Source organism: Agrobacterium sp. ST15.13.013 (assembly GCF_027956525.1).
GTDB classification, from domain to species: domain Bacteria; phylum Pseudomonadota; class Alphaproteobacteria; order Rhizobiales; family Rhizobiaceae; genus Agrobacterium; species Agrobacterium salinitolerans.
The window spans coordinates 183,192-199,060 of record NZ_JAQKGP010000005.1 but is presented as its reverse complement, the minus strand read 5'-3'; the positions used below and the strand labels follow the sequence as shown (position 1 = coordinate 199,060).

The following is a 15,869-nucleotide window of genomic DNA, read 5'->3' as shown; positions in this document are numbered from 1 at the left end:
ACGCCGCCGTTTAAAAGGCGCGGATGGCGTTGCGGGTCGCAAGAACGTCCTCGGCGACATTGCCCGTCGTTGCCGGTACGGAGCCGACGAGATCCAGGAACTTGTAAAGTTCAGTGGCCTGCGAGTTGGTGACATAGATGATGTCGCGATCCTGCATCGGGAACTTCGTGGCGGCGAAGAAGGTCGATGGATCGCGCAGATTGGCGCGGAAGATGACCGGCACGTCCTGTCCGGGGAACTTCGACGTATTGATGCCGAGCTTCACGAGAAGATCGCGCTTGACGATACGATAGACATAGACCTGAGCCGGGTCAGCGCGGGAATCGAGCAGTCCGCCCGCTTTGCCGAGTGCATCCGACAGCTTGAGATCGGCATCCTCGAACTCGAAACGCCCGTTGAGACCAGAAGCACCGAAGGCAAGGTAGGTGCGGCGTTCACGCTCCACCATGATCGTGTCGCCCGGAACTACATAGATGTTCTCGGACGGCGTGCTGACGAGGTGGTTGTAATTGACGCGGGCGGTCTTGCCGCGGCGGATCAGCGTGACATAGGATTCGATATTCGGAGCGCTGAGGCCCTTTGCGTAGGAAATGACGTCGAGAACCCGATCGCCCGCTTCCGAAAGCTGAACCTTCGTCGGCTCCTTGACGTCGCCCAGCACGGAGGCCTGTGCGGAGCGGCTGGAAATCTTGGTGATGAGAACCTGCGGCTCGATGGCGCGGTTGGCGAGCCGTTCCTCGATTTCGCTCTGCACATCTTCGACGTTGCGGCCGGTGGCGCGAATCTTGCCCGCATAGGGAACGCTGATATTGCCTTCCCGGTCCACGGTCTGGTTCGGCAGGCTGATGAAGTTGCCGGGACGGCTGCCGGCGTCGTTTGGAATGAAGAGGCCGCCGGCCTGGCTTTCAAAAATTGCAACCTGCACCACGTCACCGACGCCCATCGGCAGTGCCGGAACGCCGCCCTTGCCGCCGCCGAAACTGCCGAGCAGGGTAGTGGTTGTGGTGTCGCCGACGTAATTGAGGACGGCGCTGTTGATGTCGAGCAGTGCGTAGTCGACACCGGCGGTTTTCTGCTTGTCCTTGGAGGCGAATTTCACCGAAGCGTTAGATTCGATCGAGGCTGCATCGGGGCCGGAGGCTGCGGTAACCGTGCAACCCGCCAGTGCTGCAGAGGCAAGCATAATCGAAACATTCAATAAACGCATTTGGTCCTCGAAATGAATGCCGTCCGAAAAGCAGAAATAATTCGGACATCGTATAAGTTTTTAAAAATAAGCACTTCATAAATGACACCGGTAAAGGAAATCCAAACCGGCATTACATCCGTTCAGCGGAATCGCATCCCGGGATGTTTACGTCCTCTGTCAGGCATATGCCTAATTTCAGACGATGCTTCAAGTTCATCATCGTTCAACTGCGCCGAAAAATTCCGGGCGAGGCGCGATGGTCGAACCCCAGACGGTGTCAGTATTGTTGCGCTTCAATATTCAGTTGGACGCCATCATCTCTTCGATTGCTGCATTGCGCTAGTGCAGTTTTGTCACGCCTGCGCGGTTTCTTTCGTTATTGAATTTCGTGAAGCCCAATCATTTATTTTATGGATGTTTTTATGCATCCGTCATGCCCGTTCAGCCAGCGCGAAATTCACGGTATCCGCGAATTCCCGCAGGAAACGTTCGCGGGAGAAGCGGGCGGCGTTGTTGATGCAGGCGTTCTTGTCGAAGCGGTCGGAATTGTCGACGAACTCCTGTACGGCGGCGCAGATCGCCTCCGGTGTCTGCTCCCCGAAATAAAGGCCGGTCGGATGGTTGGAGGAGCCGAGCGGGACGACGGTTTCCAGTACGCCGCCCTTGCCGTAGGCGATGACCGGTGTACCGAGCGCCTGGGATTCGACGGGCACGATGCCGAAGTCGTCTTCTGCCGCAAAGACGAAGGCCTGGGCCTCGGCCATATATTTGTGAAGCTCTTCATTGCCCACGAAACCGAGGACTTCGACATTCGGCGCGGCGATTTCGCGGATGCGTTTCATGTCCGGACCGTCGCCGATGACGACCAGCCGTTTGTCCGGCATCGTTGAAAAAGCCTCCACGATAAGGTGTACTTTTTTGTAGGGCACCAGCCGCGACGCCGTGACGAAATAGTCACCTTTAAGGTCGGACGGGGAGAGATGGGACGTGTCCACCGGCGGATATATCACGGTGGAATCGCGGCCATAACACTTGCGCACCCGGTTGCGGATGAATTTGGAATTGACCGTCATCAAGTCGACGCCGTTGGCGGTGCGAATGTCCCACATGCGGATATAGTGAAGAACAGCGCGCGCGATCCACGAGGTGAAGCCGCGCGTCAGTCTGGTCTCCTTGAGATACTGGTGCTGGAGGTCCCAGGCGTAGCGTATCGGGCTATGGATATAAGAGACATGAAACTGGCCCGGGCCGGTGATGACGCCCTTGGCGACCGCATAACTCGAGGAAATAACGAGGTCGTAGCCGCTGAGATCGAACTGTTCGATGGCGAGCGGCATCAGCGGCAGGTAGGAGCGGTATTTTTTTCGGGCGAAAGGCAACTTCTGGATGAAGGAGGTGTTGACGGGACGGCCGCCGAGAAAGCCGCGATCGCGCTCGCTCATGAAGTCGACAAGGCAGTAAAGATCCGCGTGAGGATAAATTTCAAGAAGGTTGTGAAGCACCTTTTCGGCCCCGCCTCTGTCGGTGAGCCAGTCATGCACGATTGCCGTCTTCATGATTTCCTCAATAATTTCAACGTAATAAAAATTAGTTTTCCGCCATGGAATAAAGTTTGGCGGTATAAAGTATCAGGTCTTTCTGCAGCCCTTGAAAACACGGCTGACGGCGTCAAATAGCGTAACGATTAATAAAAATGCGCGGGTATGTCTGTGGTGGCGTAGCGTTAGTCCGCTCTTTAATAGCACTTTGTTCGCAAATGCGAAATATCCAACCTTGTTAATTCCCTTTCTTCCTTTGCAGTCAAGCGCCGGTCGTCATTCCCTCTCTTCCAGCCGGAAAAGATGGATATCACGGCGCACCGCTTTTTTGGCGAAACTCCTGTTTTTTCATTGCCTTAAACGATGCCGCCACCTTTCGCGAAGACCTGTCTTGCGTTTCGCCGATCATGGAAACCGATCATCGGGCCGCATTGTCATTGACAAGGCGTCTTATCGAGATATTCTGTTATAAAGACGTATATAACATAATAATGGAACACATAAGAGCTGGGAGCTTGACCATGAGACGTAAACTTGCATTTCTCGCCACCGCCGCTTTGCTGCTTGCGCCGGGTGTAATGATGGCTGCGGAGAAGGGCGGCGTCATCAATGTCGCCACGATCGGCGAGCCGCCGACCCTCGACCCCATGGCGTCTACCGCCGATCTGGTCGGCATCGTCACGCAGCATATTTTCGAAACGCTCTATACCTTCGACAAGGGTTGGAAGGTGACGCCGCTTCTGGCGGAAAGCTTGCCCGAGATCAGTGCGGACGGCAAAACCTACACGATCAAGCTCAGGCAGGGCATCAAGTTCCATGACGGCAGCGACATGACGTCTGAAGATGTCGTCGCCTCGCTCGGCCGCTGGATGAAGATCGCCTCGCGCGGCAAGCAGGCAGCCGGCTTTATCGACAATATCTCCGCGCCGGATGCCGGAACGGTGACGATCGCTCTCAAGCAACCCTATGCGCCGCTCGTCTCGCTGCTCGCCTTCAATAATTCGGCGGCGATCATCCTGCCGGCTGAAAAGCAGGCGGAGCCGATGGCCGAATTCATCGGCACCGGTCCCTATATGCTGAAGGAACGCAAAGCCGACCAATATATCCAGCTCGTGCGCTTCGATGGCTACAAGTCCCGCGATGGCGAAAGCGACGGTTATGGCGGCGCACGCCATCAGTATCTCGATGAAATCCGCTTCGTTCCGGTGCCCGATCCGAATACCCGCGTCGAGGCCGCCGTTTCCGGCCAGTATGATTACGTCGATTCCATTCCGGTGGAATCCTTCGATAAGGTGAAGTCTTCCTCGGCCTCGCAGCCGCTGATGCTGAAGCCTTTCGGTTATCCCGTCTTCGTCTTCAACACGAAGGAGGGGCTGTCTTCCAAGCTTGAAGTCCGCAAGGCGGTGACCGAAGCGCTGAACATGGAAGACATGCTGGCGGCCGCTTTCGGCAGCACGGATTTCTACGCGCTCGACGGCGCCTATTATCCTGATAATTTCTCCTGGCATTCCGAAGAAGGCGTCGAGGGCAATTACAACGTCGGCAATCCGGAAGCTGCCGCCGAGAAACTCAAAGCCGCCGGTTACAACGGCGAACCTCTCCGCATCCTCACCAGCCGCCAGTATGAGTTCCATTACAAGATGGCGCAGGTCGCGGCGGAATATCTGAAGCTTGCCGGTTTCAAGGTGGATATGCAGGTGGTGGACTGGGCGACGCTGACGCAGCGCCGCGCCGACCCGAAACTCTGGGATATATACATCACTCACAGCCCCTTCCTGCCGGAACCGGCGCTGATCGGCGCGCTCTCCACCGGCTCGCCGGGCTGGTGGGATACGCCGGCGCGCAAAGCCGCGGTTGACGCCTTCACTTCGGAAGCCGATCCCGACAAGCGTATCGCGCTCTGGGCCAATGTGCAGAAGACGATCTATGCTGAGCTGCCGCTCATCAAGATAGGCGACTTCAATGCCGTGGCGGCCAAGTCCAACAAGCTGGAAGGCGTCGATCCGGCTCCATGGCCCTACTTCTGGAATGCTTCGGTTACGAAATAAGGCCTGTTCGGCAATCGGGTGCCGGGTATTGCATCCGGCACTCTGTCGCCACGGATCTAGGGTCCTTGCCGCTCCCCTCATTCCTGTGCTCGTCACAGGAATCCAGCCGACGCGCGTCTGCGTGGCGAGAAGAGTCCTTTCAGCCCAAGGACTTGGGCTGGCTAGATTCCTGTGACGAGCACAGGAATGAGGGTGGAGTATAAGGCGGACGTGAGAAGAGAACGCTCGATTTTACTACCGTGAGTGCCGGAATTGCATTGCTGGCGCTCATCGACACCATTCAACCGTCGCCTGATAGCGGCAATCACGCGCCTTGGAGCCTTCATACGTGATACGGTATATTTTCCAGAGACTTGCGGGAATGATCGTGGTGATGTGCCTCGTCGTCACCATCGTCTTCGTCATCTTGCGCGTCACGCCCGGAGACCCAGCCGCCGTGATGCTGGGGCCGGACGCCTCGGCGCAGGATATTGCCGAGCTTCGCACCCGGCTCGGTCTCGACCAGTCGCTCGGCGTGCAATATGTCTATTATATCGGCCAGTTGCTGAAGGGCGACCTCGGGCAGTCGATCTTCCTCAACATGCCGGTCGGCTCGGCACTTCTGGACCGGGCAGAACCGACGTTTTTCCTGACGATTTTTTCGCTGCTGATTGCCAGTGTCATCGCGCTCCCCATCGGTATCTATGCTGCTTACCGGCGCGGTTCCTTCGTGGACCAGGCCGCGACCACCATCGCAATGCTGGCGGCGAGCATTCCGAGCTTCTGGCTTGGCCTGATCCTCATGCAGGTCTTCGCCGTGCGGCTCGATATGTTTCCGGTATCGGGTTATGGCGGACCGGGCGCGAGCTTCCTCGAGCGCATGTATCACCTGACCCTTCCGGCAATAGCGCTCGGCCTCGTTTCCTCCGCCCTCATCCTTCGCTTCACCCGCGCCTCGATGCTGGATGTTCTCGGCGACGATTATGTCCGCACCGCGCGCGCCAAGGGCGTCAAGGAACGCCGGGTGGTGCTGAAACATGCTTTGAAGAATGCGCTCATCCCCATCCTCACCGTGCTTGGCCTCACCGCCGCCGTGCTGATTTCCGGCGCTGTCGTCACGGAGACCGTCTTCGGCCTGCCGGGCGTCGGCAATCTTGTCGTCTCCGCCGTGCTCCGGCGCGACTATCCGGTCATTCAGGGGGCACTTCTCGTCATCGCCGGGCTTTACGTGCTCATCAATTTTGCCATCGACATGCTCTATTTGCTGGTCGATCCGAGGGTTCGTTACTGATGGCCGATATTGTTTCCACCGCCCCCCCGGCACGCAACCCCACCATCCTGTTCCTTCGGCGTCTCCTGAAGCGCAAGACGGTCGCCGCCGGTCTCATCGTGCTACTCGTCTTCGTGCTGTTTGCGGTTCTCGCGCCGATGATTGCGCCCTATTCACCGTCGAAACTATCGATTGTGAACCGCCTGAAGCCGCCGAGCGAGCTTTACTGGTTCGGCACCGACGAGTTCGGCCGCGACGTCTTCTCGCGCACCATCTATGCCGGAAGACTGTCGCTTCTGGTCGGTGCCGCCGTGGTGGCGCTTTCGGCGCTGATCGGCATCACGCTTGGTTTGCTCGCCGGTTTCTTCCAAAAGCTGGATACGCCAATTGCGCGGCTGATCGATGCGATGATGGCCTTTCCGGATATTCTGCTGGCGATTGCGCTGGTGGCGGCGCTCGGCCCGTCGCTGACGACTGTCATCATCGCGCTTGCCGTCGTTTATTCGCCGCGCCTTGCCCGCATCGTGCGTGCCTCGACGCTGGTCATCCGCGAATTGCCCTATGTGGAGGCGGCGAAGGCACTCGGCATTTCCACCTTCCACATCATGACGCGGCATGTGCTGCGCAATCTGGTTTCGCCGATCCTCGTGCAATGCACCTTCCTTTTCGCCAGCGCCATGCTGGCGGAGGCCGGGCTTTCATTTCTGGGGCTTGGTGTCAGTCCGGAAATTCCCACCTGGGGAACCATGATCTCCGCTGGCCGCCAATATATCGGCCAGGCCGACTGGATGACCTATTTCCCCGGCTTTGCCATCATTCTTTCCGTGCTGTCGCTGCAAATGGTTGGCGACGGGCTGCGGGACATGCTCGACCCAAGACTGCGAAGGGATCTGTAATATGTCGTCCGGCGAACAGGCAAAAACGCCTCTTCAAGCTCCCATTCTTCTTTCCAATGTCAAACCCGTCGGTTTCGGAAAGGGGGCGTCCCAAGCCCCGACCGATATTCTGATCGGCGGCGACGGCAATATTGCCGCTGTTGGCTCAGCCCTGCAGGCGCCCGCGGATGCGCAACGTATCGACGCCAAGGGCGCCTTCATTTCGCCCGGCTGGGTCGATCTGCACGTGCATATCTGGCACGGCGGCACCGATATCTCCATTCGCCCCTCCGAATGCGGGGCGGAGCGCGGCGTGACGACGCTGGTAGATGCCGGCTCGGCCGGCGAGGCGAATTTCCATGGTTTCCGAGAATATATCATCGAGCCTTCGCGAGAGCGTATCAAGGCCTTCCTCAATCTTGGCTCCATCGGATTGGTGGCCTGCAACCGCGTGCCGGAACTGCGCGACATCAAGGATATCGACCTTGACCGCATCCTTGAGTGTTATGCCGAGAACAGCGAGCATATCGTCGGTCTCAAGGTGCGGGCGAGCCATGTCATTACCGGTTCCTGGGGTGTGACGCCGGTGAAGCTCGGCAAGAAGATCGCCAAGATCCTGAAGGTGCCGATGATGGTGCATGTGGGCGAACCGCCGGCACTTTATGACGAGGTTCTGGAAATTCTCGGCCCCGGCGATGTCGTCACCCATTGTTTCAACGGCAAGTCGGGATCCAGCATCATGGAAGACGAGGACCTGTTCAATCTTGCCGAACGCTGCGCCGGTGAAGGCATCCGGCTGGATATCGGCCATGGCGGCGCATCCTTTTCCTTCAAGGTGGCAGAAGCGGCGATCGCGCGCGGCCTGTTGCCCTTCTCGATCTCGACCGATCTGCATGGCCATTCGATGAATTTCCCGGTGTGGGATCTGGCGACGACCATGTCGAAGCTGCTGTCGGTCGATATGCCTTTCGAAAACGTTGTCGAGGCTGTCACCCGCAACCCGGCTTCCGTTATCCGCCTCGATATGGAAAACCGCCTCGATGTCGGTAGCCGAGCCGATTTCACGGTTTTCGATCTTGTCGATGCCGATCTGGAAGCCACGGATTCCAATGGCGATGTGTCGCGCCTGAAGCGCCTGTTCGAGCCGCGTTATGCGGTCATCGGCGCGGAAGCGATTGCCGCCAGCCGTTACATTCCAAGGGCACGCAAGCTGGTGCGCCATAGCCACGGTTATTCCTGGCGCTGAACCCGACTGGAACGGCGAAGGTCAGTCCTCCGCCTTCCGCAGGCATTACGGGATACCCGTCCCGGCATTATGAGGAATTTGCGTGAAACAGTCTTCGCTCGACGCAGAAGGGCGGCTTTCGCCCTATGACCGGCTCGCCGCGCTCGGCATCTCCCTGCCGCCGCCGCCGCCGCCGATTGCCAATTTCGTCACCCATGTGGTGGAAGGCAACATGCTCTATCTTTCGGGGCAGGGGCCACGGGAAGAAAACGGTCATCTTTACGCCGGCAAGGTGGGCGCGGAAATCGGGCTGGAAGAGGCCTATATCCATGCGCGCCTCACCGGCATCAACCTGCTTGCCGTCATGCATGAGGCGCTGGGGGACCTGTCGCGGGTAAAGAAGGTGGTCAAGCTGCTCGGCATGGTCAATGCGGTGAGCGATTTTCGCGATCACCCGAGCGTCATCAATGGCTGCTCCGATCTCTTCATCGATGTGTTCGGCGATGCGGGACAACATGCCCGCTCCGCCGTGGGTTTCGGCTCGCTGCCAGGCAACATCACCGTAGAGATCGAAGCAATCGTCGCGCTCAAAGGGTGAGGCCGTTTAATGGTTGCGCCAGCCCATCAGTTTTTCGATCCGTTCTGCCGAAACCCTGACCTGTTCGGTGTAATGGTTTTCGTCCGCCAGCACTTTCTGTTCCGGCAGCACGATGGAAATCGTCGCCACGCATTCGCCCCTGTTGTCGCAGATCGGCGACGCGATGCAGGCGACGGCATAATCGGATTCGGCGACCTGGATCGACAGGCGGTCATGGAAGGCGGCCGCCGCCGATTGCGACAGGGTCTCGGGATTGATTTCCGCACGGCCTGTCGGCGAGGTGCGGGCGCAGCGGCGGAAAAGCTCGACGCGTTCCGCCTCCGGCAAATGCCCGACGAGCAGGCGGCCGGACGCCGTCCAATTCAGCGGAACGCGGGTACCGACGCGCGACGCGACCTGAAAGTGGCTCGGACCATCGGCCATGGCCAAGACCAGCATATGGTCGCCGTCGCGGCCGCAAAGCTGCACGGTCTCGCCCGCATGACGGCACAGATCGTGCATTTCGTGGGTGGCGACACCCATGAAATCCAGCGAACGGGCATAGGCAAGGCCATAATGGTAAAGCCGCGCGCCAAGCCAGATGTTGCCATCGGCATTGCGCGCCAGCATGTTCTTTTCAACGAGATCGTCGATGATGACGTAGACGGTGGAAAGCGGCGCCTTGATGGCCTTGGCAATCGCGTAAGCGCCGGCGGGCGATCCGGTTTCGTAAAGGTAATCAATAACCTGAAGGGCGCGGTCGATGCCGCTGACGCGCGAGCGCTTGGCCGCCTTCGCGTTCGCGTTTTCGGCGGCGTCGGACAGGGCGGTTGAAGGCGTTTCGTCCAGTTTATGGGCGTCCAATTTTGGCTCCTCATGAATTTTGAGAAGCTATTACATTATTATGGCATATGTGTCGATGCCCATCGCATCGCAAAGGACAGGAGAAATACATGACCGAGGATATCAGAAGCAGGATCGGCCTTCGCCCGGTCATCAACGTCTCGGGCACCATGACCTCGCTCGGCGCATCGATTGTCGTTCCCGAGGCCGTTCAGGCCATGGCGGACATCCTGCCGCAATTCGTCGAGATCAATGATCTGCAACGCAAGGCGAGTGCGATCATTGCAAGGCTGACGGGCGGCGAGGCCGGTTTTGTCACGGCCTCCTGCTCGTCCGGCATCAGCCTTGCGGTGGCGGGCGCGATCACCGGCAACAATCTCTTGGCCATCGAAAAGCTGCCTGACGTGACCCCGGAAAAGAACGAGGTTCTGGTGCAGATGGGCCATGTGGTGAGCTATGGCGCGCCGGTGGATCAGGCGATCCGGCTTGGCGGCGGCAAGGTGGTGCTCATCGGGCAGGCGACATCGACCCACCGTTTCCACATGGAAAACGCCATTACCGAAAAGACGGCGGCGGCGGTCTATGTCGTCTCGCATCACGTCGTTGATTATGGCTTGCTGCATCTTTCCGAATTCGTCGAGATCGCCCATGCCAAGGGTGTGCCCGTCATCGTGGATGCGGCTTCCGAATATGATCTGAAGCTGTTTCTGGCCACTGGCGCGGATGTGGTGCTCTATTCCGGCCACAAGTTCCTCGGCGGCCCGACTTCCGGCATCGTCACCGGCAAAAAGGAGCTCGTGCGCAACGCCTTCCTGCAGAATATGGGCGTCGGTCGCGGCATGAAGGTCGGCAAGGAAAGCATCTATGGCGTCATAGCGGCGCTGGAAGCGTGGGGGAAGCGCGATCATGCCGGCATTCGCGAGCGCGAAACCAGCTATCTCAACCTCTGGAAAAAGACGCTGGACGGGCGCCCCGGCGTGACGGCGCTGATCGAGCCTGATCCGACCAACAACCCGCTCGACCGGCTGCGCGTCATCATCGATGCCGAAGAAGCGCATATCACCGCCTGGGACCTGACGACGGCACTTGCCAAAGGCAATCCTCCCATCATCACCCGCGATCATGAGGTGGAACACCGCTATTTCTATCTCGACCCCTGCAACCTGCATCCGGGCCAGGAAACCATCGTGGCTGCGCGTCTGACGGAAGAGCTGGATAGGGCGCGCGCCTCCAACGAGGTGATTGCAACGCCGTTCGAAGACCGCAGCCGCCACCGTTTCGACGGCATGCTGCGCTGGCCGGACTGATTAAGCGAGCGGGTGCCGCGAGTTTCTTCTCCCCGAGGGGGAGAAGGTCGCGGCAGCGGGATGAGGGGGCGCCCTCGCCGGATTTCGGAAACGGTGCCCCCTCATCCGACCCTTCGGGCCACCTTCTCCCCGGCGGGGAGAAGAAACTTGCGGCGACGCCGTGCCTGAACAGTTCAAACGAGAAGAAAAGAAGGGAACGATCATGACCATGCCGCAGTCAGCACCGCTTGGTGCCGAAGATGCCGTGCTCTCCGTCCGTAATCTCACCACGTCATTTCACGTGGATGGCGGCTGGAAACCGGTGGTGCGTGATATTTCCTTCGATGTCGGTCCGGGCGAGACCGTCGCGATCGTCGGCGAAAGCGGCTCGGGCAAGAGCGTGACATCGCTCTCCATCATGCGGCTGCTGGATCGGGAAAGCAGCAGGGTTCAGGGTGAAATCCTGCTTGGGCGTCGCAACCTGCTCTCCCTTTCCGAGGACGCCATGCGGCGGGTCAGGGGCAACGAGGTTGCCATGATCTTTCAGGAGCCGATGACCAGCCTCAATCCGCTTTTCACCATCGGTGACCAGATTTCCGAAGCTCTGTTGTGCCATCAACCGATGTCAAAAGCGGATGCGCGGGCAGAGACGGTCCGTCTGCTCGAAAAGGTTCGCATCCCTTCCGCCGCCTCGCGTTTCGATGAATATCCGCATCGCTTTTCCGGCGGCATGCGCCAGCGCGTGATGATCGCCATGGCGCTGGCGTCCCGGCCGAAGCTGCTGATTGCCGACGAACCGACGACGGCGCTCGACGTCACCATTCAGGGGCAGATCCTCGATCTCATCAAGACGCTTCAGGAAGAGGAGGGCACCTCCGTCCTGTTCATCACCCATGATATGGGCGTGGTGGCGGAAATCGCCGACCGCACCGTCGTCATGTATCGTGGCGAGCAGGTGGAGGTCGGCGCGACGGCCGATATCTTCCATCGCGGCAAACATCCCTATACTCGGGCGCTTCTGTCCGCAGTTCCCGTTCTGGGCTCGATGAAAGGCGAGGAAAGACCGCTCCGTTTTCCCATCGTCGACACCACCACCGGGGAAACGCAGGAGCCGGCGCGCCCCGCCGACACCGTCAACGCCGCTGCACCGCCCGTTCTCAAAGTTGAGGGGCTGACCAAGCGTTTCGACATTCACTCCGGTCTTCTGGGGAGGCTCAGCGGCCGCGTACATGCGGTGGAAAACGTGTCCTTCGATCTCAGGGCCGGGGAAACATTGTCCCTGGTTGGAGAAAGCGGCTGCGGTAAGTCCACCACCGGCCGCGCCATCATGCGGCTTATTGAGCCGGATGCGGGTTCGGTCGAGGTCAACGGCGAAAACATTCTCGCGCTCGACAAGACGGGCATGCGAGACATGCGCAAGACGGTTCAGATGATTTTTCAGGACCCCTTCGCCTCACTCAATCCGCGTATGACGGTAGGCGCGGCGATTGCCGAACCTTTTCTCGAGCACCGTATGGGAAGCGCCCGCGAGGCGAGAGATGTGGTGGCGGACATGCTGGGGAAGGTTGGTCTCTCGCCAGATATGGCTGCGCGTTACCCGCATGAATTTTCCGGCGGCCAGCGCCAGCGCATCTGCATCGCCCGCGCGCTGGCATTGCAACCGAAGGTCATCGTTGCTGACGAAAGCGTTTCGGCGCTGGATGTTTCGATCAAGGCGCAGGTCATCAATCTGATGCTGGATCTGCAGCAAAGCCTTGATCTCGCCTTTCTGTTTATTTCCCATGACATGGCGGTGGTGGAACGCGTCAGCCATCGTGTCGCGGTGATGTATCTGGGTGAGATTGTCGAAATCGGTCCGCGTGCGGCTGTCTTCGACAACCCGCAGCATGATTATACCCGCAAGCTGATGGCGGCAGTGCCGGTGCCGGACCCGGGCCGTCGCAATACACGACGCGGCGTTGCGAATGACGAGTTGAAAAGCCCGATCCGCGCGGTCGATCATGTCGTTACGCCACGGCAGTATCGTGAGGTTTCGCCTGGCCATCTTGTTGCCTGCTGACGGATCGGGCTTCTTCAGCAGCGTTTTCCCGTTCGCACCGGCAGATAGTTCGATTCTCTCGTTCGGAAGCTTTACAGGTGCGAGCATTTTTCTATACCGCTTCTGGCCGTGCAGCAGGGATGACGCGCGAAAGGCGGCCGGATGGCGATACTGGAAAAACAGGGGCGCTATAGCTTCGAGAGGGTGGCCGCGGCAACTCTGTCGCGCTTCGACAGTGCGCTCGGTGCGGTTGCCGCCGCGCTTCTCGCCGCGCTGCTCGTGGTGGTTCTGGTCAATGTCATCCTGCGTTATCTCTTTCACACCGGCTTCATCGGTTCGGAAGATCTCGGCATATGGCTGAATGTCGCCATGATCGCGGTCGGTGCGCCGCTCAGCCTCAAAAGCGCGCTTGCCATGCGGCTCGATGTCTTCGTGCGGTTCCTTCCGCAACGATTTCGCGCGGCGACCGAAATTCTCGCCGATGCCTTTTCTTTCGTCGCCGCACTCATTCTTGTCTTCGGCGGTGTGCAGATCGCGGCGATGCTGGGCGGCACGTCGCCTACACTCGGCCTGCCGGAATGGGTGCGTTTCGGCTTTCTCGGTGCAGGCGGCGTGCTGATCCTTCTTTATCTGGCGCTTCAGCGTGTCAGCGAAGGCAAGGCGTTTGCCGTTCTCGCATCTCTCGCCATCGCTGCCGTCGCCTATGTCAGCCTGCCGCAACTCTTCATTGACACGAACCTGCCGCCGAGCCTGTTTCTGGCGTTGACGGCGGCTGCGGGGCTGGTGCTGGCCGCGCCGCTTGCCCACGCCTTCCTTACCGCCGCCTATGTGGCGATCGCCTTCGGCAGCACCTTGCCGGAGCCGGCCATCGTTTCGTCGACGGTAACCGGCATGTCGAAATTCCTGCTGCTTGCCGTTCCTTTCTTCCTACTGGCAGGGAGCCTGCTGACGATATCCGGTGTTGCCAGTCAACTCGTCCGTTTCGCTGCCTCCGTCGTCGGTCATCGCCGGGCAGGTCTGGCGCAGACGACGCTTCTGACCAGCGTGCTGTTTTCCGGCGCATCCGGCTCATCTGTCGCCAATGCCGCCTTCGGCGCGTCCACCTTCCAGCCGGAACTCGTCAAACACGGCTATCCGCCGGCGCAGGCCGGCGCGATCATCGCCGCCACCTCCGTGCTGGACAATGTCATTCCGCCCTCCATCGCTTTTCTCATCCTCGCCACGGCCACCAATCTTTCGGTCGGTTCGCTGCTGGTCGGCGGCTTCTTCGCCGGCGGGCTGATGGCAGCCTGCCTCGGCGTGGCGATCCATTTCAGCGTGCGCAGCGACGATACCTTGCCGCGCGCGACGGGGGCTGAGCGCTGGCGCTCGGCCGTCGCCGCCATACCGGCCTTCGGTCTTGGCGTCATTGTGGTAGTCGGTATTCGCATCGGCATCGTCACCACCACGGAAGCCGCCGCCCTTGCCGCACTTTATACGCTGCTTCTCGGCTTCGGTTACCGGCTGGGCGCGGGCCGCATTTTCGCGACCTTTCGCCAGTCGGCGGGTGAGGCGGCGGCCATCGGTCTTCTGATCGGCACGGCGGGGCCTTTTGCCTTCCTGCTGGCGGTCGACAATGTCTCCGGCCTTGTCACGGACTTCGTCACTTTGCTCGGCGGCAGCAAGATCGCGGTGCTTCTGCTCTCCAACCTCATTCTGCTGGTCGTCGGTCTGGTGCTGGATATTGGTGCTGCCATCCTGCTGTTCGGGCCGATCCTGCTGCCTGCTGCCGTCGCGGCCGGCATCGATCCCATCCATTTCGGTGTCATTCTTGTGGTCAATCTGATGATCCATGGCCTGACGCCGCCGCTCGGGATGCTTATCTTCGTGGTCAGCGGCGTCACCCGCATTCCGGCGACAGCGCTTTTCCGGGCGGTCATTCCCTATCTCGTCTCGCTTCTCGTCGCCCTTGCCATGTTATGTGTCTGGGCCATAGTCTTCTAAGTCAGGGGTTTTCGTCATGACCTTTATCGACCGCCGTCATTTCCTCAAACTCTCCGCTCTCGGCGTCGCGACGCTTGCCGCACCTGGTCTGGTGCGCCCGGCGCATGCCAGAACCCGCAGCCTCACGGTTGCGTCGTTATTCGCCGACGACAAGCCGGAGACGAAAATCTGGGTCAGGATCAGCCAGCTGGTGGAGGCGAAATTGCCTGGCCGTTTCCGTTTCAACATCGTCAAAAGCGGTGCTCTGGGTGGTGAGAAGGAAGTGGCGGAAAACATTCGCCTCGGTTCGGTTCAGGCCAGCCTCTCCACCGTCTCTTCCCTGTCAGGCTGGGTGCCGGAACTGCAGATCCTCGATCTGCCTTTCCTGTTCCGTAATAGTGAGCATGTGCGCAAGGTGGTGACGGGCGAGACCGGCGAAGAGCTGAAGGCAAAACTTGCCGCGCAGCAATTCATTGCCGCCGATTTCATCAATTACGGTGCTCGCCATCTTCTGGCGAAGGAGCCTGTGACCCGCGCGGAACAGTTGAAGGGCAAGAAAATCCGCGTCATCCAGAGCCCGCTGCACACCAGATTGTGGAGCGCCTTCGGCACCACGCCGGTCGGCATTCCGATCACCGAAACCTATAATGCGCTGGCGACCGGGGTGGCCGACGCCATGGACCTTACCAAATCGGCCTATGCCGGTTTCAAGCTTTACGAAGTCGTTCCCTATATGACGGAAACAGGCCATATCTGGGCCTCGGGTGTCGTCTATTACGGCGCGACCTTCTGGAACCAGCTGGATGACGAAGAAAAGAAGGTTCTTTCGGAAGCCTCCAGCGAGGGCGCACAATATTTCAACCAGCTGATCGTCGAAGACGAAACGAAGTCCGTTGAGCTAGCGCTCTCCAAGGGCGGCACGGTGCTGCAGCCGGAAGCACTGGATGAATGGCGCAAGGGTGCGCAGGATGTGTGGCGGGATTTTGCCGGAACAGTCGGCGGCATCGACAAGATTAAGGCTATCCAGTCAGCCTGAGAT

Annotated in this window: 12 protein-coding genes; 9 read left to right on the top strand and 3 right to left on the bottom strand. The window is 59.5% G+C overall.

Going from position 1 to position 15,869, the window contains the following annotated elements; all coding sequences use genetic code 11:
* Window positions 1-10: 10 nt before the first annotated feature.
* Both PL597_RS07790 and PL597_RS07785 read right to left on the bottom strand, forming a co-directional pair.
* Window positions 11-1,207 (bottom strand): polysaccharide biosynthesis/export family protein, encoded by a 1,197-nt coding sequence (locus tag PL597_RS07790; protein WP_077984309.1) that lies wholly within the window; start codon window positions 1,205-1,207, stop codon window positions 11-13.
* Between the two features lie 413 nt (window positions 1,208-1,620).
* A complete protein-coding gene (locus tag PL597_RS07785; protein ID WP_077984308.1) occupies window positions 1,621-2,745 on the bottom strand; it encodes a glycosyltransferase family 4 protein in 1,125 nt (374 codons plus the stop codon).
* 503 nt (window positions 2,746-3,248) lie between these two features.
* Between PL597_RS07785 and PL597_RS07780 the strand changes: the two genes are divergently transcribed.
* The 5 genes from PL597_RS07780 (at window position 3,249) to PL597_RS07760 (ending at window position 8,722) form a co-directional block, all read left to right on the top strand.
* Window positions 3,249-4,775, top strand: a complete 1,527-nt coding sequence (locus PL597_RS07780; RefSeq protein WP_149147626.1) for an ABC transporter substrate-binding protein — start codon at window positions 3,249-3,251, stop codon at window positions 4,773-4,775.
* A gap of 328 nt (window positions 4,776-5,103) precedes the next feature.
* Window positions 5,104-6,045, top strand: coding sequence for an ABC transporter permease (locus tag PL597_RS07775; RefSeq protein ID WP_271364892.1), 942 nt, complete (start codon window positions 5,104-5,106; stop codon window positions 6,043-6,045).
* Window positions 6,045-6,920 (top strand): ABC transporter permease, encoded by an 876-nt coding sequence (locus tag PL597_RS07770; protein ID WP_077984305.1) that lies wholly within the window; start codon window positions 6,045-6,047, stop codon window positions 6,918-6,920. The genes PL597_RS07775 and PL597_RS07770 overlap by 1 nt, the downstream gene beginning before the upstream one ends.
* A 1-nt stretch (window position 6,921) precedes the next feature.
* Window positions 6,922-8,145: an amidohydrolase/deacetylase family metallohydrolase gene (locus PL597_RS07765; protein WP_173990685.1), complete on the top strand. Its 1,224-nt coding sequence runs from the start codon at window positions 6,922-6,924 to the stop codon at window positions 8,143-8,145.
* Between the two features lie 82 nt (window positions 8,146-8,227).
* Window positions 8,228-8,722: a RidA family protein gene (locus PL597_RS07760; protein WP_271364891.1), complete on the top strand. Its 495-nt coding sequence runs from the start codon at window positions 8,228-8,230 to the stop codon at window positions 8,720-8,722.
* 6 nt (window positions 8,723-8,728) lie between these two features.
* Here PL597_RS07760 and PL597_RS07755 read toward each other — a convergent pair whose 3' ends face one another.
* Window positions 8,729-9,565, bottom strand: coding sequence for an IclR family transcriptional regulator (locus PL597_RS07755; protein WP_162520326.1), 837 nt, complete (start codon window positions 9,563-9,565; stop codon window positions 8,729-8,731).
* An 89-nt stretch (window positions 9,566-9,654) separates the two neighbouring features.
* Between PL597_RS07755 and PL597_RS07750 the strand changes: the two genes are divergently transcribed.
* The 4 genes from PL597_RS07750 (at window position 9,655) to PL597_RS07735 (ending at window position 15,866) form a co-directional block, all read left to right on the top strand.
* Window positions 9,655-10,851 carry an aminotransferase class V-fold PLP-dependent enzyme gene (locus tag PL597_RS07750; protein WP_271364890.1) on the top strand — a complete coding sequence of 399 codons (1,197 nt, stop codon included), beginning with the start codon at window positions 9,655-9,657 and terminating at the stop codon, window positions 10,849-10,851.
* 202 nt (window positions 10,852-11,053) lie between these two features.
* The gene (locus PL597_RS07745; protein WP_269824137.1) at window positions 11,054-12,889 is read left to right on the top strand and encodes an ABC transporter ATP-binding protein; all 1,836 of its coding nucleotides are present in this window, start codon (window positions 11,054-11,056) and stop codon (window positions 12,887-12,889) included.
* Between the two features lie 141 nt (window positions 12,890-13,030).
* Window positions 13,031-14,851, top strand: coding sequence for a TRAP transporter large permease (locus PL597_RS07740; RefSeq protein ID WP_271364889.1), 1,821 nt, complete (start codon window positions 13,031-13,033; stop codon window positions 14,849-14,851).
* Window positions 14,852-14,867: 16 nt separating this feature from the next.
* Complete coding sequence (locus PL597_RS07735; RefSeq protein ID WP_269824135.1) at window positions 14,868-15,866, top strand: TRAP transporter substrate-binding protein; 999 nt, start codon at window positions 14,868-14,870, stop codon at window positions 15,864-15,866.
* The last annotated feature ends 3 nt before the right edge of the window (window positions 15,867-15,869 follow it).